The organism is Pseudomonas bharatica CSV86 (assembly GCF_000319305.2).
GTDB lineage: Bacteria > Pseudomonadota > Gammaproteobacteria > Pseudomonadales > Pseudomonadaceae > Aquipseudomonas > Aquipseudomonas bharatica.
In genome coordinates, this window is record NZ_AMWJ02000002.1 from 2,215,244 (window position 1) to 2,239,754 (window position 24,511).

General features: G+C 57.9%; 23 protein-coding genes, 1 tRNA gene and 2 pseudogenes. 20 read left to right on the forward strand and 6 right to left on the reverse strand.

Features of this window, described 5'->3' with window-relative positions; genetic code table 11:
* Positions 1-180 precede the first annotated feature (180 nt).
* On the forward strand, positions 181-1,092 hold the full coding sequence (gene ppk2, locus CSV86_RS23950) for a polyphosphate kinase 2 (protein ID WP_170395141.1): 912 nt from the start codon (positions 181-183) through the stop codon (positions 1,090-1,092).
* A gap of 134 nt (positions 1,093-1,226) precedes the next feature.
* On the forward strand, positions 1,227-1,661 hold the full coding sequence (locus CSV86_RS23955; RefSeq protein ID WP_170395015.1) for a hypothetical protein: 435 nt from the start codon (positions 1,227-1,229) through the stop codon (positions 1,659-1,661).
* 84 nt (positions 1,662-1,745) lie between these two features.
* On the opposite strand, the gene gabP is transcribed toward CSV86_RS23955, so the two are convergent.
* A complete protein-coding gene (gene gabP, locus CSV86_RS23960) occupies positions 1,746-3,140 on the reverse strand; it encodes a GABA permease (RefSeq protein WP_009396069.1) in 1,395 nt (464 codons plus the stop codon).
* 605 nt (positions 3,141-3,745) lie between these two features.
* Here gabP and CSV86_RS23965 point away from each other — a divergent pair.
* The 15 genes and pseudogenes from CSV86_RS23965 (at position 3,746) to CSV86_RS24035 (ending at position 18,885) form a co-directional block, all read left to right on the forward strand.
* A complete protein-coding gene (locus CSV86_RS23965; protein WP_009396068.1) occupies positions 3,746-4,519 on the forward strand; it encodes an ABC transporter ATP-binding protein in 774 nt (257 codons plus the stop codon).
* A gap of 13 nt (positions 4,520-4,532) precedes the next feature.
* Positions 4,533-5,285, forward strand: coding sequence for an ABC transporter substrate-binding protein (locus tag CSV86_RS23970; RefSeq protein WP_009396066.1), 753 nt, complete (start codon positions 4,533-4,535; stop codon positions 5,283-5,285).
* A 55-nt stretch (positions 5,286-5,340) separates the two neighbouring features.
* Entirely contained in the window at positions 5,341-6,036 is a 696-nt protein-coding gene (locus tag CSV86_RS23975) for an ABC transporter permease (protein ID WP_009396064.1), read from the forward strand.
* Positions 6,033-6,722 carry an ABC transporter permease gene (locus tag CSV86_RS23980; RefSeq protein ID WP_009396062.1) on the forward strand — a complete coding sequence of 230 codons (690 nt, stop codon included), beginning with the start codon at positions 6,033-6,035 and terminating at the stop codon, positions 6,720-6,722. Before CSV86_RS23975 ends, CSV86_RS23980 begins: the two co-directional genes overlap by 4 nt.
* Before the next feature lie 100 nt (positions 6,723-6,822).
* Positions 6,823-8,066: pseudogene (locus CSV86_RS23985) on the forward strand (methyltransferase).
* 585 nt (positions 8,067-8,651) lie between these two features.
* Positions 8,652-8,727, forward strand: a tRNA-Thr gene (locus CSV86_RS23990).
* A 163-nt stretch (positions 8,728-8,890) separates the two neighbouring features.
* Positions 8,891-10,210, forward strand: a complete 1,320-nt coding sequence (locus tag CSV86_RS23995; RefSeq protein ID WP_009396060.1) for a tyrosine-type recombinase/integrase — start codon at positions 8,891-8,893, stop codon at positions 10,208-10,210.
* 927 nt (positions 10,211-11,137) lie between these two features.
* Positions 11,138-12,118 (forward strand): integrase domain-containing protein, encoded by a 981-nt coding sequence (locus tag CSV86_RS24000; protein ID WP_037059072.1) that lies wholly within the window; start codon positions 11,138-11,140, stop codon positions 12,116-12,118.
* Entirely contained in the window at positions 12,115-12,381 is a 267-nt protein-coding gene (locus tag CSV86_RS24005; RefSeq protein WP_009396058.1) for a hypothetical protein, read from the forward strand. The genes CSV86_RS24000 and CSV86_RS24005 overlap by 4 nt, the downstream gene beginning before the upstream one ends.
* 373 nt (positions 12,382-12,754) lie before the next feature.
* Positions 12,755-13,963, forward strand: coding sequence for an N-6 DNA methylase (locus CSV86_RS24010; protein ID WP_158487702.1), 1,209 nt, complete (start codon positions 12,755-12,757; stop codon positions 13,961-13,963).
* A gap of 9 nt (positions 13,964-13,972) precedes the next feature.
* Positions 13,973-15,061 carry an ORC-CDC6 family AAA ATPase gene (locus CSV86_RS24015; RefSeq protein ID WP_170395017.1) on the forward strand — a complete coding sequence of 363 codons (1,089 nt, stop codon included), beginning with the start codon at positions 13,973-13,975 and terminating at the stop codon, positions 15,059-15,061.
* A 979-nt stretch (positions 15,062-16,040) separates the two neighbouring features.
* Positions 16,041-16,571, forward strand: a complete 531-nt coding sequence (locus tag CSV86_RS24020) for a hypothetical protein (RefSeq protein ID WP_170395019.1) — start codon at positions 16,041-16,043, stop codon at positions 16,569-16,571.
* Between the two features lie 574 nt (positions 16,572-17,145).
* The gene (locus CSV86_RS24025; protein WP_100228088.1) at positions 17,146-17,625 is read left to right on the forward strand and encodes a hypothetical protein; all 480 of its coding nucleotides are present in this window, start codon (positions 17,146-17,148) and stop codon (positions 17,623-17,625) included.
* A gap of 160 nt (positions 17,626-17,785) precedes the next feature.
* Positions 17,786-18,475, forward strand: a complete 690-nt coding sequence (locus tag CSV86_RS24030) for a DUF421 domain-containing protein (protein ID WP_009396056.1) — start codon at positions 17,786-17,788, stop codon at positions 18,473-18,475.
* Between the two features lie 89 nt (positions 18,476-18,564).
* Entirely contained in the window at positions 18,565-18,885 is a 321-nt protein-coding gene (locus CSV86_RS24035) for a helix-turn-helix domain-containing protein (protein ID WP_009396055.1), read from the forward strand.
* Here CSV86_RS24035 and CSV86_RS24040 read toward each other — a convergent pair.
* Positions 18,882-19,229, reverse strand: coding sequence for a type II toxin-antitoxin system RelE/ParE family toxin (locus CSV86_RS24040; protein WP_009396054.1), 348 nt, complete (start codon positions 19,227-19,229; stop codon positions 18,882-18,884). The two genes, CSV86_RS24035 and CSV86_RS24040, sit on opposite strands and share 4 nt — an antisense overlap.
* A gap of 211 nt (positions 19,230-19,440) precedes the next feature.
* Between CSV86_RS24040 and CSV86_RS24045 the strand changes: the two genes are divergently transcribed.
* On the forward strand, positions 19,441-20,484 hold the full coding sequence (locus tag CSV86_RS24045) for a DNA topoisomerase IB (protein WP_037059068.1): 1,044 nt from the start codon (positions 19,441-19,443) through the stop codon (positions 20,482-20,484).
* A 19-nt stretch (positions 20,485-20,503) separates the two neighbouring features.
* Here CSV86_RS24045 and CSV86_RS24050 read toward each other — a convergent pair whose 3' ends face one another.
* Positions 20,504-20,818 carry a DUF3077 domain-containing protein gene (locus CSV86_RS24050; protein WP_009396051.1) on the reverse strand — a complete coding sequence of 105 codons (315 nt, stop codon included), beginning with the start codon at positions 20,816-20,818 and terminating at the stop codon, positions 20,504-20,506.
* Positions 20,819-21,368: 550 nt separating this feature from the next.
* Between CSV86_RS24050 and CSV86_RS24055 the strand changes: the two are divergent.
* Positions 21,369-21,566, forward strand: a pseudogene (locus tag CSV86_RS24055) (DUF4172 domain-containing protein); the annotation flags it as partial.
* A 122-nt stretch (positions 21,567-21,688) separates the two neighbouring features.
* Positions 21,689-22,141, forward strand: a complete 453-nt coding sequence (locus tag CSV86_RS24060; RefSeq protein WP_009396046.1) for a DUF2846 domain-containing protein — start codon at positions 21,689-21,691, stop codon at positions 22,139-22,141.
* 104 nt (positions 22,142-22,245) lie between these two features.
* Here the strand turns inward: CSV86_RS24060 and CSV86_RS24065 are convergent, their stop codons facing one another.
* From CSV86_RS24065 to CSV86_RS24075, 3 genes are all read right to left on the reverse strand, one after another.
* Positions 22,246-22,650 (reverse strand): type II toxin-antitoxin system HicB family antitoxin, encoded by a 405-nt coding sequence (locus CSV86_RS24065; protein WP_009396044.1) that lies wholly within the window; start codon positions 22,648-22,650, stop codon positions 22,246-22,248.
* A gap of 13 nt (positions 22,651-22,663) precedes the next feature.
* Positions 22,664-22,798, reverse strand: a complete 135-nt coding sequence (locus CSV86_RS24070) for a type II toxin-antitoxin system HicA family toxin (protein ID WP_311985866.1) — start codon at positions 22,796-22,798, stop codon at positions 22,664-22,666.
* A gap of 419 nt (positions 22,799-23,217) precedes the next feature.
* Complete coding sequence (locus CSV86_RS24075) at positions 23,218-24,507, reverse strand: hypothetical protein (protein WP_009396040.1); 1,290 nt, start codon at positions 24,505-24,507, stop codon at positions 23,218-23,220.
* Positions 24,508-24,511: the final 4 nt, after the last annotated feature.

Sequence of the window (24,511 nt, forward strand, 5' to 3'; positions counted from 1 at the left end):
TCTGTGTAAGTTGTGGAGCTGGACATTCGAAGGAACAGAAGGCCCTCCCCATGAGTGAAGAAACCCCGTCCTGCCGCTCCCAGAGCCCGGGGTAATCCCGCATCACGTTACGCCTCCGCCAGCCGCTACCCGCCCCACCGTCGCCCACGCAAGCCCGCGCCGATCGTCGAGGCCGGTGCAATCGCCGACAGCCCCACCGCCCTCGAAATCGCCCACGCGCCCCATGGCACCAGCGAAGACAGCTCGTCGGCCAAGCTGCCGCACAACTACCCCTACAGCACCCGCATGCGCCGCGCCGAGTACGACAAGGCCAAGCACGCGCTGCAGATCGAGCTGCTGAAGGTGCAGAACTGGGTGAAGGAAACCGGCCAGCGCGTGGTCATCCTCTTCGAGGGCCGCGACGCGGCAGGCAAGGGCGGCACCATCAAGCGCTTCATGGAGCACCTCAACCCGCGTGGCGCGCGGATCGTCGCCCTGGAAAAGCCCTCGGAGCAGGAAAAGGGCCAGTGGTACTTCCAGCGCTATATCCAGCACCTGCCGACGGCGGGCGAAATGGTCTTCTTCGACCGCTCCTGGTACAACCGCGCCGGCGTCGAGCGGGTCATGGATTTCTGCTCGCCGCTGCAATACCTGGAATTCATGCGCCAGGCCCCGGAGCTGGAGCGCATGCTGTGCAACAGCGGGATCCTGCTGTTCAAGTACTGGTTCTCGGTGAACAGAGAGGAACAACTGCGTCGCTTCATCTCGCGCCGCGACGACCCGCTCAAGCACTGGAAACTCTCGCCCATCGACATCAAGTCGCTGGACAAGTGGGGCGAGTACACCGCGGCCAAGGAAGCCATGTTCTTCCACACCGACACTGCCGATGCGCCGTGGACGGTGATCAAGTCGGACGACAAGAAGCGCGCACGGATCAACTGCATTCGCCACTTCCTCAACGCCCTCGATTACCCGGGCAAGGATTTCCGTGTCGCCCACGAACCCGACCCGCTGCTGGTGGGCCGCGCTTCGCGGGAAATCGAGGAAGACCTGCGTGACGAGGACGAAGTGGAACTGCGGGGCCGGGTCAGCGCCCTGACGCTGCCACGCTGAAAGGACCTCACGCCGGTTCGGCCGGGTGACTGCCTGTCGCCCGTCGAGCTGGCGCCGCTCTCCACGGCTTGGGTTTCCGGGTCAACTGCGCTTCAATACGCGTCTTTGACTGACTTCGCACCAAGGAACCCCCGATGGCCTCGAACACCAAGCAACAGAAACGCGCCAAGCGCGCCGCCGCCAAGGCCCGCGAAAACCGCATGGTGCGCAGCGGCCAGGCGGTCAAGAGCAGCGGCGAGGCTTCCAGCGCCAGCGTCCAGCAGGTGTTCGACAAGGCCATGAACTCGGGCAGCTACAACACGATGTTCGAGAAAATGAAGACGGCCCAGGAAACCAGCCTGGAAGCGATGATCGCCGTGTTCATGGTCGATCCGCTGCTGCCCCTTGTGCTCAAGGGCCACAGCGAAGACCACGCCACCGACTACATTTGCATGGTCTTCTGCGCGTACCGCAAATGGCTGGACGGCACCGAGGAAGCCGAGGCGATGGCCTGGCTGGAAAGCGAGGAGTTCCAGGACGCCTATGTGGCCGCCTCGGAGATGGTGTCCAAGCAGAAGAAATTCGCCTGACTCCCCTGCCTTGGCAGACGACAAAAAAACCCTGTGGGAGCTGGCTTGCCAGCTCCCACAGGGTCGGTGAGATGCTCTGGATGCTCAGTTATCCATCACCAGGCTTCCACCCTTCTCCGCCTTGCGCTTGCGCGCCACCAGCAGCCCGGCAGCCACCACGGCAATGCTCAGCAGCCCGGTGGAGATCACCTCGGCGCGATGGTCAGGACGAATCAGCATCAGGGTCAACACGCCGACGATGAAGAAGATGGTCACCCAGGTCAGCACCGGGAAGGCCCACATCTTGAAGGCGATCTTCTCGCCCCGCGCCATGCGCTGACGACGCATGCGCAGTTGCGAAACGGCGATCACCAGGTACACCAGCAGGGCGATCGCCCCCGAGCTGGCCAGCAGGAACTCGAACACCTGGGCCGGCGCCACATAGTTGGCGAACACGGTCAGGAACGCTGCCGCGGTAGACAGCAGCACCGCCCAGTGCGGCGTGCCGCTGGCGTTGGTGCGCTGGGCGACCGCCGGGGCGTCACCGCGCTTGCTCAGCGAGAACAGCATGCGCGACGAGGTGTACAGCGCCGAGTTGAGGCAACTGGTTACGGCGATCAGCACGACGATATCGACGATCAGCTTGGCGTGAGGGATGCCCATCAATTGCAGCACGGTCTGGTACGAACCGACTTCCGCCAGCTCGCCGGCATTCCATGGCACCAGCGCAACGACGATGAAGATCGACACGAGGTAGAACAGGAAGATCCGCCAGATCACCGAGTTGGTCGCCTTGCTGATCTGCTTGCCCGGATCCTTCGATTCGGCGGCAGCGATGGTGACGATCTCGGTACCCATGAAGGAGAACATGGTGGTCAGCATGGCACCGAGCACCGCGCCGAGGCCGTTGGGCATGAAGCCCTGGGTGTCGAACAGATGGCTGACACCGCTGACCTGGCTGTTCGGCATGAACCCGAAGATGGCGGCCAGGCCAAGAATGATGAAGCCGATGATCGCCACGACCTTCAGCAGGGCGAACCAGAACTCGAACTCACCGTAGTTCTTTACGCTGAACAGGTTGGTCGCGGTCAGCAGCAGGGTGATGACCAGGGTGAAGACCCAGATCGCCACGTCGGGGAACCAGGCGTTGAGGATGGTCGCGGCGGCGTTGGCCTCCAGCGGGATGACCAGCACCCAGAACCACCAGTACAGCCAGCCGATGGTGAAACCGGCCCAGTGCCCGATGGCACGGTCGGCGTAGGTGGAGAAGGAACCGGTGTCCGGCGAGGCCACGGCCATTTCGCCGAGCATGCGCATCACCAGTACCACCAGCGTACCCGCAGCGGCGTAGGCCAGCAGCACGGCCGGGCCGGCGGCGGCGATGGCATGGCCGGACCCGACGAACAGACCGGCGCCGATCACGCCTGCGATGGACAGCATGGTCACATGCCGTTGCTTGAGCCCCTGAGCGAGGTCATTGGAATTGTGCTTACCGCTCATAAAACTACCTATGCAAAGAATGGGAGATCGTCCCGCGATTGGAGCCGCATGCCCTTTTGAGGCACCCGCGTCCCGTGACAGGTGGATGGCAATAAGCGGGCCAGATCGATGACCGCTCATGTGCGCAACACCTTGAAACCACGACAGACGGGGCCTGCGGCGCTTTCCGCCAGCCATTGGCCGAAAGGTCGCCAAACTTGCCAGACTTTGCCGGATTACTGAAATACCCACTTACAATTAGAAATGGGTGCTCCATAACCGGAACCGGGTAACACCTTGTGCAACTTTATGAAGCACAAAGGTGCAACCCACTCCTTCGCCGCGATGCTTCGAAGGCGCCACCGAAATGCACCGCGACCAAATACGCCTTTCCTCCAGCGGTCAAAACTGGCACCATCGCGCCTTTTTTCATCCTGGCTCCGGCCCGTAGAACGGAACCGGCGGACCGCGACGCGACATTCCACTGCAACGATGCGACACCCGCCCTTGCCCCGGCCGCCCACCCTGCTCGCCCTTCTTGGCTGCGATCCGAGCGCTATGCTAGCGTTGCGCCTCGCCAGGACGGCCGCCAACAGCAGAACGCACAGAACATATGAGGACCGCACATGGCCCAGGCCACGCCCGCGCTGGAAATCCGCAACCTGCACAAGCGCTACGGCGAGCAGGAAATTCTCAAGGGCATCTCCCTTACCGCCCGTGACGGCGATGTGATTTCCATCCTCGGCTCCTCCGGTTCCGGCAAATCGACCCTGCTGCGTTGCATCAACCTCCTGGAAAACCCGCACCAGGGCGAAATCCTCGTCGCCGGCGAAACCCTCAAGCTCAAGGCGGCGCGCAACGGCGAGCTGATCGCCGCCGACAACAGGCAGATCAACCGCCTGCGCAGCGAGATCGGCTTCGTCTTCCAGAACTTCAACCTCTGGCCGCACATGAGCATCCTCGACAACATCATCGAGGCGCCGCGCCGCGTCCTGGGGCAGAGCAAGGCCGAAGCCATCGAGCACGCCGAAGCGCTGCTGGACAAGGTCGGCATCCATAACAAGCGCCACAGCTACCCCACCGAGCTTTCCGGCGGGCAACAGCAGCGCGCCGCCATCGCCCGGACCCTGGCGATGAAACCCAAGGTCATCCTGTTCGATGAACCGACCTCCGCGCTGGATCCGGAAATGGTCCAGGAAGTCCTCAGCGTCATCCGCGCCCTGGCCGAAGAAGGCCGGACCATGCTGCTGGTGACCCACGAAATGAACTTCGCCCGGCAAGTCTCGAGCGAAGTCGTGTTCCTTCATCAAGGCCTCATCGAAGAGCAAGGATCGCCGCAGCAGGTTTTCGAAAACCCGACCTCGGCGCGTTGTAAGCAATTCATGTCCAGCAACCGCTAACGGAGCAACACGCATGCAGAACTACAAGAAGTACCTCCTGGCCGCTGCCGCCACGCTGGTGTTCTCGGCCAATGCCATGGCCGCGGAAAAACTGCGGATGGGTATCGAAGCCGCTTACCCTCCATTCAACAGCAAGGACGCCAGCGGCCAGGTGGTCGGCTTCGACAAGGACATCGGCGACGCCCTGTGCGCCAAGATGAAGGTCGAGTGCGACGTGGTCACTTCCGACTGGGACGGCATCATCCCGGCCCTGAATGCCAAGAAGTTCGACTTCATCGTCTCCTCGCTGTCGATCACCGACGAGCGCAAGCAGGCCGTCGATTTCACCGACCGCTACTACTCCAACAAGCTGCAGTTCATCGCGCCGAAGAACGTTGACTTCAAGACCGACAAGGCCTCGCTCAAGGGCAAGGTCATCGGCACCCAGCGCGCCACCCTGTCCGCCACCTGGCTGGAAGACACCTACGGCAGCGATGTGGATGTGAAGCTGTACGACACCCAGGAAAACGCCTACCTCGACCTGACCTCCGGCCGCGTCGACGCGCTGCTGGCGGACAAGTACGTGAACTATGACTGGCTGAAATCCGAGGCCGGCAAGAACTACGAGTTCAAGGGCGAGCCCGTGGTGGAAAGCGACCAGATCGGCATCGCCGTACGCAAGGGTGATCCGCTGAAGGACAAGCTGAACGCCGCGCTGAAGGAAATCATCGCCGACGGCACCTACAAGAAGATCAACGACAAGTACTTCCCGTTCGATATCTATTGATCCGCCCCGACCGGCATCGCCTTGCGCGGTGCCGGTCTCTTGAACCTGCCTGCCCATGAATATTGATCTACACGGATTCGGTCCGGCGCTGGCCGCTGGCACGCTGATGACCGTCAAGCTGGCGCTCGCGGCACTTTGCCTGGGCCTGGTGCTCGGCCTGCTAGGCGCCCTGGCCAAGACTTCGCCGTTCAAAGCGCTGCGCTGGATCGGCGGCACCTACTCGACCATCGTTCGCGGCGTGCCGGAACTGCTCTGGGTACTCTTCATCTATTTCGGTTCGGTCACCCTGATGAGCAAGCTGGGCGACCTGATCGGCGTTCCCGGCCTGGAACTCAGCGCCTTCGCCGCCGGCGTCATCGCCCTCGGCCTGTGCTTCGGCGCCTATGCCACGGAAGTGTTCCGCGGCGCGCTGCTCGCCATTCCCAAAGGGCACCGTGAAGCCGGCATGGCCCTGGGCCTGTCCAAGGGCCGGATCTTCTCGCGGCTGGTCCTCCCACAGATGTGGCGTATCGCCCTGCCCGGCCTGGGCAACCTGTTCATGATCCTGATGAAGGACACCGCGCTGGTGTCGGTGATCGGCCTGGAAGAAATCATGCGCCAGGCGCAGAACGGCGTGACCACCACCAAGGAGCCCTTCACCTTCTACGCGGTTGCCGCCTTTATCTACCTGGGGCTGACCATCGTTGCAATGACCGGCATGCACTTCCTGGAAAAACGTGCCGGGCGCGGCTTTGCGAGGGCCAACTCATGAATTGGGACGTCATCATCAAATGGCTGCCGCGTCTGGCCCAGGGCGCCACGCTGACCCTGGAACTGCTGGCCATCGCGGTCATCCTCGGCCTGATCGTCGCCATCCCGCTGGGTATCGCCCGCTCCTCACAGCGCTGGTACGTGCGGGCGCTGCCGTATGGCTACATCTTCTTCTTCCGCGGTACGCCATTGCTGGTGCAGCTGTTCCTGGTCTACTACGGCCTGGCGCAGTTCGACGCGGTGCGCAGCAGCTCGCTGTGGCCCTACCTGCGTGACCCGTTCTGGTGTACCGCGCTGACCATGACCTTGCACACCGCCGCCTACATCGCCGAGATTCTGCGCGGCTCGCTGCAGGCCATCCCGCGGGGCGAGATCGAAGCGGCGCGGGCGCTGGGCATGTCCCGGGCCACCGCGATGATCCACATCCTCCTGCCGCGCGCCGCGCGCATCGGCCTGCCGGCGTACAGCAACGAAGTGATCCTGATGCTCAAGGCCAGCGCCCTGGCCAGCACCGTCACCCTGCTGGACATCACCGGCATGGCCCGCACGATCATCGCCCGGACCTACATGCCGGTGGAGATCTTCTTCGCGGCAGGCGTGTTCTACCTGGTGATCTCGTTCGTCCTGGTGCAGGCGTTCAAGCTGCTGGAGCGCTGGCTGCGCGTGGATGCCGCGCACGGTCGCTGATATCAAGGCCCCCGCTCCCCCAATTGTGGGAGCGGGTTTGAACCGCGATTGGCCGTGCCTGCCCACCACACCTCTTCAAAAACACCCTGGCCTCTGTCCCATGCTCTACCTGGAAAACACCCAACTCCTCCCCCGCTTCCAGGCCCTGGACCAATTCCTCCGGGAACACCGCGATCTCTGGCACCCGCGCCCCTTCACCAGCCTGCAACTGCCCTGGGAGATCGATCACCCAGGCCTGTCCGACTGGCTGCGCAACCAATCCCTGGACCACGCCGAATCCGCCCACAACGACCCTTGCAGCGTCCCGGCCCGGCACCTTATCCACAACTGGCCGCCCGCGCCCGCGAGCTGGCGGCACTGGATGACTTATCCACAGTTCCCTTGCCCCCAGCCAACCCGCGCCTGAACGTCGACGTCCCCGGTCGCAAATGGCAGCAGATCGAAGCCTTTGCCGCCCACCTCGACTTTGCCCGGCGTGCTGGGCACTGGCTGGACTGGTGTTCCGGCAAAGGCCACCTCGGCCGCCGCCTGCTGGGCACCGGGCAAAAGCTGACCTGCCTCGAATACGATCCGGCCCTGGTTGCCGCCGGAGAGCACCTCAGCCAGCACCACCACCTCGCGGTCGAGCACCGTTTGCAGGACGTAATGGCTCCCAGCACCGCCGAGCACATCACCGCCGCCCACACACCGGTAGCCTTGCACGCGTGCGGCGACCTCCACGTTCGCCTGATCCAGCTCGCCGCCGCCAAGGGCTGCCCACAACTGGCCATCGCCCCCTGCTGCTACAACCGCACCGCGGGCCCGCACTACCAAGCGTTATCCACAGCCGCTCGCGCTTCGACCTTGCAACTGGACCTCGACGACCTCGGCCTGCCGCTCAGCGAGACCGTCACTGCGGGCAACCGCGTCCGCCGCCAGCGAGATCAATCGATGGCCTGGCGCCTCGGCTTCGACCTGCTGCAACGGCAACTGCGCAACAGAGACGACTACCTCCCCACACCCTCGCTGCCCAGTGCCTGGCTGCAAAAGCCCTTCGCCGAGTACTGCCAGCACCTCGCCGCGCTCAAGGGCATTTCCATAAAAGAGGGGACCGACTGGCCCGCACTCGAAGCTGCCGGCTGGCAACGCCTGGCCCAGGTCCGCAACCTGGAGCTGGTGCGCAACCTCTTCCGCCGCCCGCTGGAACTATGGCTGGTGCTCGATCGTGCGCTCTACCTGCACGAACAGGGCTACAACGTCCGGCTCGGCACCTTCTGCGCACACTCGCTCACCCCCCGCAACCTCATGCTGCTGGCCGAACAACCTGTGGATAAGTCTGTGAGCAACTTCACGGTTTCCGCTTGATAGCGCGCCGGGTTTAAGCGCAAACCCGAACTGCACGATTTTTCCGACCCGGCCAAACGCCTGAGAAAACAGCCGTTTGCGCCGGCGTCAATGCGGCGGGGTAGCGCAGCTGCATGGAAAGCCAGGAGTTGATGTGGTTTGTGCATAAGCGTTAAAGCGAATTAGGCGGTGGTTATTCAGATCGGGTTGGGCGGGAGGTCACCCAGCGCAGGCTGCGGTGTCGCGCAAAGCACAGTTCCAAGCCCGACGCGGACACTGTGGGAGCAACTGTCTTGCTCAATGTCCAAAAGCTGGCGCGTTCCCTGAGGGGGCTGGCTTGCCAGCGACTGCAATGCCGAATCCCCCACCAAGACCCCGCCAAACCAGCGACCCGCTTGACCCGAGCCCAACCTTCGCAACCACCACAAACCAGGTAGGAGCGAGGCTTGCCCGCGAAGGACCGCAAAGCGGTCCCCAAACCCAACACCCCCCGCACTGGAAACACCCACCCCAAAACGCCAAAAGCCCCGATCTACGGGGCTTCTGCCAGGATTTCGAGGAAGTGGTTTACAGAACCAAACCGATCGCTATAATAGCGCGCCTACTGCCGGTATAGCTCAGATGGTAGAGCAACTGACTTGTAATCAGTAGGTCCCGGGTTCGATTCCTGGTGCCGGCACCATTCAAGGTTCCATAGAAAGCTTTCAAAATCTCTGGAACCCCCGAAAAACCCGCCTTCTGGCGGGTTTTTTCGTTTTGGCGTTCCGTCGGATTCCGAGGGTAGCCAGCGCTAATAAGGGTAGTTTTAAGGATAGAGGTCCGTTTCGATATCGGAGACTACCCTTATGGCCCGCACCACTGCACCGCTTACAGACACCGCCTGTCGCACGGCAAAGCCCAGAGAGCGCGAGTACAAGCTCTTCGACGGCGACGGTCTTTACCTGCTTGTGCAACCCAGCGGCCGCAAGGGCTGGCGGCTCAGGTACGTTAAACCCGATGGCCGCGAAGGCCTGACCGCCCTTGGCAGCTACCCGGTGGTCGGGCTGGGCGACGCACGCCGCAAGCGCTTCGAGATCAAGCAGCAGCTCGCCAACGGCATAGATCCCATCCAGTACAAGCAACAAACCAAGACCCAAGCCGTGATCAACGGCCGCACCTTCGAAAGCGTTGCGCTCGACTGGCATGCGAGCATGGTGCCGAAGTGGGCACCCGGCTACGCCAAGACTGTACTCAGCCGGCTGAGGACTCACGTGTTCCCTTTGATCGGTGCCAGAGCAATCGTTGAGCTGGACACCCACGACCTCATGCAGCCACTAGAAGCCGTGACGAAGCGCGGCACCATCGACGTGGCACTCAGGATCAAGAACTACCTGCAAAGCATCATGCGCGAGGCCAAACGGCTGCGGCTGATCACGGCGAATCCGGCTCACGACCTCGATGGCTCGATCAAGACACCACGGGTAACTCACCGACCCGCACTACCCCTATCGCGACTCCCGGAGCTACTGGCTTGCATTGCGGACTACAGAGGTCGCCCGCTCACACGCCTTACAGTGATGCTGTCGTTGCATGTATTCGTACGCTCCAGTGAACTGCGCTTCGCCCGTTGGAATGAGTTCGACCTCAAGCGCGGCATTTGGGAGATCCCCGACACCCGCCCGGCGCTGGACGGAGTGCCCTTCTCCACAAGGGGTACGAAGATGGCCGGGGACATTCACGTTGTACCCTTATCGCCGCAGGCAGTGGCGTTGCTTGAGCAGATCTACGCGATCACCGGCAAGTTCGAGCTGGTGTTCGCGGGGGATGCCAAGCCGTGGAAACCGATGTCCGAGAACACGGTGAATGCTGCGCTCAGGACGATGGGCTACGACACCAAGGTGGATATCTGCGGACATGGGTTCCGAGCCATGGCGTGCAGTGCGTTGGTCGAGTCCGGCCTATGGTCGGAGACGGCTATAGAACGACAGATGAGCCACAAGGAACGCAACAACGTGCGGGCCGCTTATACCCACAAGGCCGAGTTCCTCGAGGAGCGCCGGATGATCATGACCTGGTGGAGCCGGTTTCTGGAGGCGAACCGCGAGGACCATGTGACGCCGCATGAGTTTGCCAAGCAGACGGGCGAGAACGTCACTCGCCTTCGCAGTGCCAAGAGGACCGAGTAACCCGCCGCACCACCATCTCAACTAGCTGTGAAGTTACCCACAGCACCGCATGAAGCTCCTCCGCGCGGGTCCTTTCAAACGGGGCTGCAAAGCCGCCCCGTTTGAAAGGACCATACCTAAGAAAAAAACTGCTGGCACAGCTTACGTCTGTGGAAAACCACTGATGTCCACTGGGGGATAGTTTTATCCACAGGCGCTAAATCCCTGAAATCGCTTTGCTTGACGAACATTGTCCACAGGCGTAGACCGGGAGTTGCAAACGCTGTCGATGACAGCACCCCAGGTGACCCGAACCTTAAAGGTCACGCCGCTCCCGCGGTGGTTCAGCCCAAGTACGATTCGCATCCGGCAGCTCGTACGGTCACTACCCATGTGATGGATGCTCTTACACATATAGCGCTCGTGCGCCAGATACACCGTACCTCGCTGCCCTGCAGCAACCTATCCGCTTGGCCGAATACTGCGCCAACCTGTGCCCGTCTCTTTCTTCTGGAAAGAGACGGGCACTTCTACCACTGCTGCAGCCCTGATCGCATATGGCTTTGCGGCAATCCCCCTCGTGACAATCGGCGTGACAAACGCCGATGTCACCAGCAACAGCGCTGTAGATGATGGTGCCGCAGACCAAGGAATGGACTGCACCTGACTGACAGTCAGGCATGCCCCGGTCATCGCATTGCTGCGTTCACCCGGCTCAGGATCTTCAGGCGCTGGTTTAGTCAGCCAGCACTGCCTCCACCCGCCCACCGGTAACGGTGCTCAGGAGGCCAGATCATGAGATGCCTTTGCTCCCGGTTGTAAGGAGCCGCCAGTCCCGCGTAGAGGACATTCCCCACAGGTCGCAGGGGCCTTGATCCCTGATAACACTCAGCATTCTTGGCGGGATGACGTGGGGCGAGGATCGGAGAACGAGATGAGGTGACTGATATGGCATTGGTGGGTAGACGCAATGGTCGTAATTTCGGCTACGGCAGGCAATTGAGTTACGCAGGACCTCAGGCGCTGAAAGACATGTTCGGTGGCGGTCATTACGGCACGGTCAAGGCGCACTGTGATCGGTGGCAGGCATTCGTGAAATGGTGCCGCTCAGAACAGGGGCCGGGTATCAATGATGCGCGGCAGATTGATCGGAAGGTGTTGGCGGACTATGCGGCGTATCTACGCGACGTGGTTAGGCGCGGTGACCTTGCTGTCAGCACCGCACAAAATCGGCTATCCAGTGTTAACAGGACCATGGCGGCGCTTCGCGGTGATCAGTACGTGAAGTTGCCAAGTCCGAGCAAGGCGCTGTGTATGCAGCGCACCGGGGTTCGACAGTCGATGCCGCAGGGTCAAGACCTCGATCAGGTTAAACTGATCGCCGATGCGCTTTGCCGCCATCATCAGCTACGAGCCGCTGCGATTGTTATGTTAGCGCGAGCCACCGGCATGCGCTTGCGTGAGGCCATCTTGGCTGACCTGCCACGGCTAAGCCGCGAGGCTAACGACCTAGGCAGGATTAACATTCAGGATGGCACCAAAGGCGGTCGCGCTGGAGCCTCGGCGCCGCGTTGGATTCCGGTAGACGGCCATGTTCGAGATGCACTTAAGTTTGCACGGCAGATTTCGCCTGCGGGTAGCCGTAACTTGATTGCGCCACACGAAACCTACCTGTGTCTCCTGCAACAAGTCATTCGTCCTTCGCGGGACATCATGCATACACACGATCTCAAAGGCTTCCACGAGCTACGAGCGGCTTACGCATGTGGGCGCTATGAGCAAATTACACAACAGCGGGCGCCTATCAATGGCGGCCACTTTTGCCGGGTAGATAGGAACCTTGATCGTGAGGCCCGGAGGCAGGTCAGCTATGAGCTGGGCCACGCTCGGATTGACGTGATTGCCGCATACATTGGAGGACAGTCATGAGTAAGAAATTTGACATGGAGCTGTTCTTAGCTGGCGTGCTGACCGGCTCGCACGCAACCCGGCAACGACATTTGCGACAGGCGAAAATCATCCAGACAGAAATCGCAGATCGCTGGCTACTAAAAACGCCCTGGGCTTGGCAGAGAAAGCATGTGACTTGGTTTCTTGAGCACCAAACGGCCAAGCATAGTGAAGCGACGCGATATTACTATTTACTGACCCTACGCTTGTTAGCCCGTCGGCTAGAAAAAATTGGGAGATGAAACTTTGAGGTATATGACCTCGGCAATAAACACAGGAGAACCGACTTCCGTTAGCACCTAAAATAAGTGAAACCTAACGAACACAAGGCCAAACTACTGTTAAAATAAAAGTGCACGGTAACTGAATGAATCGAAACAGTTTACATTCTAAGTGATAGAGCAGAGCCGTGAAGTCGCCACATGCCAATCCAAGCGCTCGATAGCTGTCTGAGCGGGGAGATTATCTATCCAAACATGGCAGTCTCAACACCGGCCCATGACGGCGATTCGCCACCATCCGTCGCATCAAGAATCAAAATACGTCAAGAAGGCGTTCTCAGACAGCGCTAAACACTGTAAAGTCGCTCTCCGAGCGCCCAACGAAGCAGTATCCATGGAATCAAAAACCTCTGACCATCTCGGACGCTACTACACACGAGATACAGTCGCCTCGCTTCTGATCAGCTCAATGAAGCTTGCTACGCCTGGGACAGTCATCGATCTGGGCGCAGGTGACGGAGCATTGGTCACTGAAGCCGCAAATCAGTGGGCGGCGGAGCGTTACCTTACGGTTGATATTGACGAAGATGCTAACAGTGGCAAGCTCCCGACCCTTCGAGGACCATCTTTTGTTCATTTCACTGGTGATGCACTTGATCTTAGCTTAGGAGATCGCATAGGGCTGGGATGGTCACAAGCTTGTGCAGCGGTGTGCAACCCTCCATACATTCGACCAGTGTGGAAAGAGCATTTTGGCAACATTCTCGAAGAGGTTGGCCTTAGCCACGTACTGCCTGAAGCCAAGAGCGCTCCCGCCGGACTGTTATTTGTCGCCCAAAACCTACGCTTACTGAAGTCCGGAGGTAAGCTTGGCCTTATTCTTCCCGACGGACTAATTACAGGCGAAAGATTTCATAGTTTTCGGCAAGCCCTGATAGAAAATCACTCAATTGAACAAGTCATTGAGCTACCCCGAAATATTTTTAGAAAAACAGAAGCTCAAACTCACATTGTCGTATTGTCAAAAAATGGCGAACAGAAACCAACCATAAGCAGCAGGAAGCTGGAGATCAACGGCGCTCTATCCTCCGAAATATATATTCCATCCGAGGAAGCGATCAACCGGATTGACTATAGCCACCACATCAAGCGACATGTAAAAAAATCCTGTAAAACTTCACCCGTGAAATTAAGGGACTTAGTCGCTTCGGTGGGAAGAGGAACTCACAGTTCTAGCTCCAGAAAGCTCGTCAGCACACCAATCTTCCACATTAGCGACTTGGAAGATTATCAAACCAGTATTCCTGAAAGCTTTATTGTGTCCAAATCTGACGCGGAGGCATTGGGTGGTGCCTACGCGAGTCAAGGCGACATACTCGTCGCCCGAGTAGGACGCAATCTTAGTAGAAAGATTGCACTTGTACAAAAAGGGGCAGTCCTCACGACTGACTGTTTTTTCATCATCAGACCAAAAGATAAGTCTGAAGAGATTTTTGATTTTTTGACAAGTGAATCAGGCCGCGCTCATCTTGACAAAATAAACCAAGGTGTAGGTGCCCGCTTTATCACCGCAGCCCGACTTCTAGACTTGGAACTGGATTAAGTATTACGGATGACTACTAATAATCTTGAAAGTGTACTACAGCAACGGGCAGACTATATTCCCATTGAAGACCTGTTGAAAGAAACCTCTCAAACAGGAGACCTTTTCCAGTCTGTACATAAAGAGCTAACCAATCGTGCGCTTCGCACGATTGTTGGCCCGCGCGGATGCGGAAAAACGCACATGATGCGTTATGCTTGGCTTAGCTGTCGAGACAATAGCAAAAACCCATTCGCGGTATACGTTACTTTCAATAGATACTTCAGGCTAGAGCCTTTACTATCTAGTCACTCCAATGCATTACACCAGTTTCATTCATGGGTACTCGGGAGAATAGTTTTAGCACTATTCGATAGCTTGAAAGAATGGAATACCCCAGAAAAAACGTATACCACCTTATCCAGTGAAGCGCCTGTAGATGCTATAAAAAGCTATGTAAACAGGATTGAAAGGAACTTACCACTAGATCAGAAAAGTTCAGAAGTTGCTGACAGCCTAACAATCGAAACAGTGCAGCACCTGATATCAAGTGCTCGAAAACTTTTGGGAAGAAAATATACTGTACTTCTCATGGATGACGCTGCCCTGACGTTGGCACCAGATTTTTTGATTGAATTTCTAGACATTGTAAGATCATTAAAATCCATTGACCTCGCCCCGAAAGCTTCCGTTTATCCTGGGACGACTGAAGTTAGTCATAAATTTCACGAAGGCCAAGACTCTATCTCCATACCAGTTTGGCTTTGTGTAGAAGACCCAAACTACAATGCGATAATGGATGATATCGCTAAAGCTCGTGCCCCAGACTTCCAAAATATTCATACATCTCATATTGAGATGCTGCGCTTCGCCGCGTTTGGAGTGCCACGCGCCTATCTGACGATGCTGGAGGAGTACCGCCGGGGAGGATTTCGGTCCAGTCAGCAGGCAGTAAATCAAATCATTCAAGACCATCTAGATGCGCGTAACGCTGAATTTAGATCGCTTGGAAAAAAAGTCCCTAAACTAGAATCGTTAGTTATCGCTGGCGAGCAGGTTTTAAATGGGATCGTAGCAGAAATCAAATCATTCAATTCAACTCTTGAAGAAAAAGACTAAAGCAGTTGACGTATGGCGTTTCAGAAACAGAAATGACTGCCATTGTCGAGCGTATGTTTAACCTACTCGTAGAAGCAGGTTTGATTTTTGACAATGGAACCGTCAAACACGGAACTCCTACAAGAATCTATCACAGACTTATCCCCCATACAGCCCACTTACTATCTGTACGAGCATTAGGAGGTAGCGGCGCTGGGGTACAATTAATCAGACGGTTGAGGCCATTGGACTAAAATCGACTAAACATCCCATACGGAAAAGTTTGAAGAAAGTTGCTAGTGACGTTGACCTAGACGGATTGACGCTGTCACTACCAAAATGTAGCTCATGCCATACCCGCCGTTTAACCGATAATCAACGTTTCTGCCATGTTTGTGGGCAGCAACTAGTCGACGCCTCGACCTTTTCGCTCTGTCTCGAAACGCCTATCGCTGAGGTTCCTGGACTAACCACTTGGCAACGGGACCAAATCGCTCAACACTTACCTTTACTTAAGACGCTGCGTGATTTCCTTGCTAAGCAAGACCCCGCTGCGGACTTGCTGACAGTAAGAGGCTTTGGTCGTCGCCGGACGGCAAAAATTGTAGATGTTCTCAATGGCTTTGCTGACGACTTTCTATCCTAATCATGACAATAAAAGTTACGGAAAACGATTTTGCAAACCTGGTAGCCGTTCGGCCACTAATCGGCGCCATCCAGACAGGTTCGCTCTTTGATGATACTCATGATGACTCTGACATCTCCCCTATAGACCAGTTTATTGAAAACACCTTGCGGCTTAATCGGATGTGGTGACACGCCCGGCGCATGAGGTGATAGAAACCGAACTCGGAATTTTATTGGTACTAGGATATGTCTCCGCAGTTGAGAGCTTTATGCGAGCACTTCTGCGCCGAGTGGTTTTATCGACCCTTACTGCCAAAGAGCTTGTGAGAAAGCCGTCCTATCTTACGGCGCAGCAAAACATCAAAAGCTAGAGATGCTTCCCGAAGCGCTTCTGGAAGAATCTGTATTTTCCGGAAAAAAAGGAATAATAGATGGTCTTAAAAAGTTTCTAACTTTTGATTTAAAAGACAAAGCCTTAATTGAACTCTTGAACAGCTACAACTCAGTCTGTGAGATACGCCACTGCTGCGTGCATCGTTTTGGAAAACTGGGCACAAAAAACGCCATCGAGCTTGGGCTTTCCAATCACAAACAATTTATTGAAAAGCCTCTAAAAATAAAGGCAAGTGACGCTGCCAGTATTGCCGATTTATTAATCACATTGGTCAAATCACTGAACAATGAAATATTTCGCTTCATATTAGAGCGCAGTGCTACTGGCGCCGAACTTGATACCGGTCGGGGCAAAGGTATAGGATGGACCTGGAATAAGGCAAAAGACCGAAAAACCTACAACCTCTACTATAAAATTTTTGCCTCTCAGCTAGATGCTACGCCCACTGTCGAAGCAGGCGAATTATACGACCGATTCCGCAGTATATTTTCCAAGGTTAAGAATAGATAGCTTCAGCCTTGACCATGCGGAAGGTTCTACTGATTAAAGGATACGGGTAGGGATAGTCGAAAAAACATACGATAATTAAGAGGTTTTTAATCAACTAGTTACGTAATTTTTTCGACTCCTGGTGCCGCACCATACAGAACGAAGCCCTTGCAGCAATGCAGGGGCTTTGTTGTTTCTGGGGTTTGGAAACTTCCTGGAAGCGACCACATCGCTGCGATAAGGCCAACACAGCCTCATCTTCATCGACAGATCAAACATCCTGCCCTCGCGCCTGCCCGTTACAATTTCACATCAGCGCGACGTTGACGGGCTCTTACACCTACCTATAATGCACCCCAACACACCCGCCAAGCCTAGGTTGACCCAGTCAGCAAGCTCAAATCGTGCGGTTTTTTTTGCTTGGAGAAAACTACATGAGGCCCTTCGACAAGCCGGCCCTCAGCGTAGAACAGCAATTGGAACTGCTAAAGCAACGAGGCCTGCACGTCGCCAATGATGATCGGGCTAGGCGCTTTGCTGCATGCATTGCCGACACCGGTGAGCCTCGGTCCAGCCCCTCAAGCCAGCAGTGCCGATGATGGAAAGCGCCCCTAAAGAGGACAGATTTCATCACGTCGTGGTCGCTGCGACAAAGAATTCTCTTGAGCAATTTCCAGAAGATGCAGCCTCCCAGTTCGCCTATGCGTTTTGGTATGAAAACGATGCCATGTGCGAGTCCGTCGAAAAAAGGCTGAACACGCCCGGTCTGCCCCCAGTCCGGAAACGCCGGCTTATGTATCTGGTTGACCGACTACGCCGCTTCCCCTGCCTGACACCTGAACAAGCTTCCAGAATGAAGGACTTCGTTTCCCGCTGGAGCAACCTCTCACAAGACGTCAGCCGCAAGGTTTCCAAAAGAGCCGCCACCACCAACCCTTATGACAAGCTCGCGGCTACCTGGGGACTGGAAGAGAATGTAAGTCATGTCATGAACATGGTTCTTGAGCTTCAAACCCGGCACTTTGTCGATGAGCATAATTTACCGAGCGGGTACTCGAAGCTGGAAAAGCATTAGTCCTACTTGCCTGGGCAAGCCTGCCCAGCAACAAGGTGTCTGCACCTATCTGAATAGCCAGTGTCTGCCCCTCGACAGCCCATCCCTTAGGCTCTTCCACTTGAACTAATCGACCACGCCCAGGGCTAACTCAGTATCGACAGTCTCTCAGCCCAGAAAAATGACCGCTTTCGACTGGCCCCGCATGCTCCTCGACGATCACCCCCTGGCTTTCCTCGGCGAAGTCATGGTCCGCACCCTGCTGGCCTACACAGTGGTGTTCATCTTCCTCAAGGTCGCCGGCCGCCGTGGCGTGAAGCAGCTTTCCTTATTCGAACTGGTGGTGATCCTGACCCTGGGCTCTGCAGCCGGCGACGTGACCTTCTATCACGACGTGCCGATCCTGCCGGTGCTGATGGTGTTCGTCGCCATGGGCATCGCCTACCGACTCACTACCCGCCTGTTGAGTCGCTATCACCGCCTGCAACGCTGGCTGGAGGGAGAGCCTTTCATCCTGATCCGGGATGGACGCTTCGAACTGGAGACGTTGAACAAGGGCAATATCGCCCACGACGAATTCCTCATGGAACTGCGCCAGGGCGGCGTGGAACACCTGGGCCAGGTGCGCCTGGGCATCGTCGAGATCAACGGCGGCGTCAGCCTGTATTTCTATGACAAGGACGAAACCCGCCCCGGCTTGCCTGTTCTGCCGCCGAGCTTGAAGGCCGTGCATCGCCAGCCCAAGCACGACGGCTTGCATGCCTGCTTCCATTGCGGGGAATTGGCAACGCTGCAAGCAGGCCAGAACCTCCCATGCCCTCGCTGCTCAGACCAGTGCTGGGTGCAGGCGTTGAGCAACGCTAGAGCCTGAAGAAGCCCAAACGTCAGAGCGCTTTGACAACCTGCTCCTTGGCGGATAACCTTTTATCTTAAATTTTAGATAATTCAGGTGGCCGCCCAATGGCACTTCAATTCCACGAAAGCCCTTTCCACGTCACTCACGACGAAAAAACGGCCAGCAAAATGGCCTTGAAGATGGACCTGTCGATCTTCATCACAGACTGCATCAAAAAAATGGGCCTCAAGCAGAGTGAGGCCGCAACCAGGCTAAACGTAACCCAGTCTCGTGTATCCGAACTGGCCAATGGCAAGATCGAGAAATTCACGCTGGACGCCATGATGGACATGCTCGACAAGCTCGGATTCCGAACCAGCTTCAACGGCCCTGATGACGCGGGGTCCTCCCCTCGAATCATCATCGCCCAAGCCCAGAACAGCTAAACCTTGAAGCCCATGTTTCTGAGCTCCTGCTTGAGCTCCTTCATCCGATACTCAGCAACCTGCATTGCATGACGATCGGACCGGTTCGTGGTCTTCACGAACGAATGCAGCACAACCACCATTTCAGCGTACTTCGCAACGTACACGCACCTGTGTGCGGGGCTGCCATTGATGATTAGCTCAATTACCCCTGCGCCTAATGAGGCCAAGGACTTGATCGGCAGCTCGGGGTCCTGCCCATACTGAATGCGCCGCAGATCCTTGCCGAACTCGTCCTGTATGTCTTCGGGGAGGTCCTTGTACTCACGCTCGGCAGCAGCGCTTACAAAAGCAAACTTTCTCAAAGTGACGCCTCGGGGCAGTTGCTGGGGTGCGGCTCCATTATTGAAAACCTGCCGAACAGCCTAGGTCAGGCCATGTCTGCCATACCCGCCAAATCGTCACGAGATGTCACCTGGCTCAACGACAGAAAATCCCGGAACTTAATCCCCCTCCAACCGGGCTAACTGAATACCGACACCGCGATTGTCCCGGACCTGCAAGCGAGCCCCCAAAGTGAGCGAATCCCCCCTCCTCCCCGCCGGCCTTCACTACGTCGATGACACCACCCCCGGCCTTACCCGCCGAATGCTCCGTGGCAAGTTCGCCTGCTTCACCCCTGCCGGCGAGCGCGTGCGTGCGGCTGAGGAGATCGCCCGGATCAACGCGCTGGCCATCCCGCCGGCCTACACCAACGTCTGGATCTGCCCCGACCCCGACGGCCATCTGCAGGCGACCGGCCGCGACGCCCGGGGTCGCAAGCAGTATCGCTACCACCCGCGCTGGCGCGAGATCCGCGATGCCGACAAGTACGGCAGCCTGCTGGCCTTCGGCAAGGCCTTGCCCAAGCTGCGCGCTACCCTGCAACGCCACCTGGCCCGCCCAGAGCACAGCCGCGAGAAGGTGATGGCGACCGTGATCCATCTGCTCGACGAAACCCTGATCCGCATCGGCAACGCCCGCTACGCCGAGCAGAATCGTTCCTACGGCCTGACCACCCTGCGTAACCGCCATGTCGAGGTGAGCGGCAGTACCATTCGTTTCCATTTCCGTGGCAAGAGCGGCATCGAGCATGAGGTGAGCGTCAACGACCGACGCCTGGCGCGCATCATCAAGAGCTGCCTGGAGCTTCCCGGCCAGCAGCTGTTCCAGTACCTGGACGACAACGGCGAGCGCCATAGCGTGACGTCGAGCGATATCAATCGTTATTTGCAGGAGTTGACCGGTGCCGAGTTCACCGCCAAGCATTATCGCACCTGGGCCGGCAGCGCCCTGGCCCTGACCCTGTTGCGCGAGCTGGAGTGGCAGCCGGAAAGTGCTGCGAAGAAGCACGTGGTGGCAATCATCAAGGAAGTGGCGGCGGAACTGCGCAACACCCCGGCCGTGTGCCGCAAGTGCTATATCCACCCGGCGGTGATCGAGGCCTTCCACGCAGGCGAACTGGCGAACCTGCGCATGGCCGCGCCCCGCAAGGGCCTGCGTGCCGAAGAAAGCCTGCTGATGCGCTTCCTGGAAAAGCTGACCGCCAGGGAAGCTTCAGAAAAGCCCACCGAGGGGTGAGCCTTCCCGTATCGCGCGGCTAGGCGCTAACCCTCAGCCGCCCCATTTCGATCCCGTCGATCACCGCATCCACCAGGCCCTTGGCCATTTCCGCCGAGTACAGCGACGAGAAGAGCAGCCCGTTCTTGGGCACGTCTTCGGCGAATTCGGTGAGTTGCTGGAGGGTGTCGTAGATCCCTTTCATCAACAGGGATGCATGGACCAGGGCATCTTCCGTGTCGATTTCCGCACGGACGGTGAACATCGGGGTATGACCGGCCTTGCAGTGCCCGAAGGCGACCATGGCGGTTTTGCCGAAGATGGCGTGGGGTGGGTCTGGAACGATCTTGTTCATGGTGAAGCTCCTTTTTTGTCAATTAAGCAGCCACCGCCTGCGACCAAACAGGGTTGGTGACGACTGTACGCAGGTTGGTCGACTGGGACAAAAAGGCAAAACCCAGCAGGCACGAATGCCTCCCGCGCACAGCCGCCATAGCACGAACCTACAAGCGCAGAACGCCCGTACCCGTGAATGAACAGCTTTTGCATTTTTGTCAGCCGGGCGACCAAACCCGATCGCCAAACCGCAGCGACCGCGAGAGCCTACATTTCATACCGGGATCAGGCAAGGGCAGCCAACGCATACCCTGTGGGAGCGGGTTTACCCGCGATTGCTATGGTGAACTCACTACCGCAATCGCGGGTGAACCCGCTCCCACAGGGTATGCGTCGTGCCTTGGAGCTGTTGTTCGCGTGACAGCGCAGCCTGAAAGGCTGGGCGTCCCACATTGCTCGCATCGGCACTTGCCACCCTCTGTGAGCCGAATAGACAGTTTATTCGGCTCACCAAGTGAGCCGATTAGCCCTCCTATTCGGCTCAGAGGCAGAGATGGCCCCTACCTGGGATCAACCGCCTGCTGGACGGCGGCCCGAAGGGCTTCGAGGACGGGATCAGCGCAGCGCAGTATCAGGCCGTGGCCAAGGTCAGCAAGGCGACCGCTACGCGCCATCTCGCCGATCTGCTGGAGAAGGGAGTACTGGAGAAGCTGGCGGGCGGCGGGCGAAGCACGCGCTATCAGATCACCAGCCACACCAGAAATTGACGCCGCTCACACACCCTCGAAAAACCCGAAATAGAGAAAGAATATCCAATCGATGGCATGGCACAATGCCACCTCGCTATTCATCGTTCCTGCTTTTCATCCCTCGCAAAAAAGGATTTTCAATGCGTAACAGCATCAAGCTGCTGAGCACCGCCCTGGGCTTCGCCATCCTCACCGGTTGCGCCTCGGTCCCAATGGGTTCTTCCGAAGCAGACGCTCAACTCAAGACCTTCACTGCCCCACCTGCAGATCAGTCCGGCCTGTACATCTACCGTGACAGCTTCGTCGGCCAGGCACTGAAGAAGTCGGTGAGCATCGACGGTCAGATCATCGGCGAAACTGCCAAGGGCGTGTACTTCCACCGCTTCCTGGCGCCAGGCAAGCACGTGATCGGTACCGAGTCCGAGTTCAGCGACAACACCCTGACCCTGGTCACCGAGCCAGGCAAGAACTACTACCTGCGCCAATACATCAAGATGGGCGCCTTCGTTGGCGGCGCTAACCTGGAGCAGATCTCCGAAGAACAAGCTCAGCGCGACCTGAAGGGTTGCTGCAAGTTGGCCGCTTCGAAGTAAGTTCTTTGCGTCAGGCGTGCGGAAGGAGCCATTCGGTTCCTTCCGTAGTGCTTATCCTCCCGGCGTAATCGCCCCGCCGCAGCACTCCCATACCTGGCAACAAATCAGCTACCGGAAAGTACCCTTAAAGCAGCAGAGGCTAGAAAACCCGAGCGGCTTCTCTGCTCAGGGTGGTTTCTCACATAGTCGTCGATACGATTCAGCAGGTGCTCAGGCAGGGTGGCATTAAAGCGGATGGATTTTCCAAGGTAGGGGGTGATATCGAAGTCCACCACCGCCCATACACCGCCTACGTAGTCAGGATCCGCCAACCAGGTGTCGATGGTGCTGCCTTGAGGCAGAGGATCACCATCGGCAACCAGTGCTTCGAAATGTAGGGACAGTGCCTCTTGAACGTTGTCCATCGCTTCTTCGACGGTTTCACCGCCGCTAAAGCAGCCGGGAACATCGGGAATGGTTACGCCGTAGTCGGAATCAGGGTCTCTGTGGATGACGATGGGAAATTTCATGGGGTTCTCCTGGTTACTTGAGGCGGGCGCTCCTGAGAATGCTGCTCAGGGTGCCGACGGGGAGCTGGATCTTGGGATGCGGGACCGCCACCCGCCCCGGCTTCACCGGATGCTTGAAGTGATGATGGCTACCTCTGATGCCTACCAACGCCCATCCATCAGCCTCCAGTAATGCATGACTTCCCTGCTACGCATGGCCTTCAGTGCCTCTCTCAAGTGTGTACCGTACACACCAAATTTCAGAAGGCAAGAAATTTAATACACACCATGCACATCATTCGATCAGCCCTAGGCAAAAGTCTTGTGCATCATTTCCTTCTATCAGTCATCAAGACGGCTCAATTGGAGGTGAGATATTTCCTGACTTTTATGGCCTACGAATCCGTCTCTGGACCGCCTTGAGCCGAAGACGAAAACGCGAGCTGACTCAAACCCTGTGGGAGCGGGTCACCCGCGATTGCGGTAGTGAGTCCACCATAGCAATCGCGGGTAAACCCCACACACAGGGGTTTACCGCCATTCACCGAATAGGTGATCAGCAGGCCCACCAGTTACGTGGTACTGGACTCAGAACCCAAAAACCAATAACACCTGCCCATACACATTCCCCCGCGCCGTCCCCAACTGGCTCCCACCTGCCTCCGCGCTCCGCGACGGCTTGTAGTACCCCACCAACGGCAACACGCTCCAGTGCTCATCAACCGCCCATTCGGCGTACACATCCAGCTCCCGCGCATCGCGGTTACCGAGGCTGCGATCAATCGTGTCGAAGTCATAGAACAGCGCCCCGACGTTGACGCTGTCACTCACCGCCGCCTTCACCCCGACATGCTGCACTCGGGTATTGCTGCTGAACGGCCCGGCATAGTTGGAGGCCACCTCGCCCTGGAACCAGGTCCCCAACGCCCGGCCATTACCGTAGAACAACGGGTCATAGCCCTCCGAGAACCGGCTGTAGCGATAGTTGACCACCGGCTTGCCCGGCAACTGCGAGAAGGTCCAGCCCGTCTCCAGGTACCACGCACTTTCCTGCCCGCCAGACTTGCGCTCCCAGGCATGTTCACCCGCCAGGAACAGATCGCTGACCCCGGCATTGCCCTGCCCCCGAACGCTGTAGAGCTTCATGCCCTTGCGCTCGGGATAGAGAATGTCGGCCAGCTCCTGATCGGTATCACTGACCTTGATCGCCGTCACGCCCAGCGTACCCGCCTCGGCCAGATGCTCCAGCGTCGCCACGGACAATTCAGGACTCGCCTGCGCCGGGTTGTCGGACTTGAGCCACATCAGGTCACCACGCCAGCCCTCTTTCCCACCCCAGCGCACAATGGCCGTCTGGTCGAAGGCCTTGCGCCCGGTGAGGTAGTAGGCGCCGCCGCGATTGACCTCGCCATCGAGCAACCCCTTGCCGATATTCAGCGCGTCGCCAGAGATCAGGAAGCCATCCCCGACCACCACGTTCTGCCGGCCCCCGGAAAACTCCAACGACTCGCCGCGCCACCCGAGGTAGGCGTTCTCGATCTTGGTGGTGCGCTCGTCACCGACCGTCCAGCCCGCCGCATCGCCGTCGCCGAAGCTGGCACTGCTGACCCAGTCGAGCCCACCGAAGACCTCGCCCGCGGCGATCCCACGTCGCTTGAACTCAAGCCCGTATTGCAGCGTGGCCTCCTGCCAATCGACACTGCCGGCCTCGCGCACACCGGTTTGTGCATAACTTTCCCGGCTGTGGAAAACCCCGACAGCGCCCTGCACCTTGGCGGACAGTTCGGTATCGACGTCCTCGTACAGTGTCACCGCACCCGCCATGGGCGACAGCGCCAGCAGCAGCGGCAGGGATGCTTGTAGTTGTTGTTTGCGCATCGTC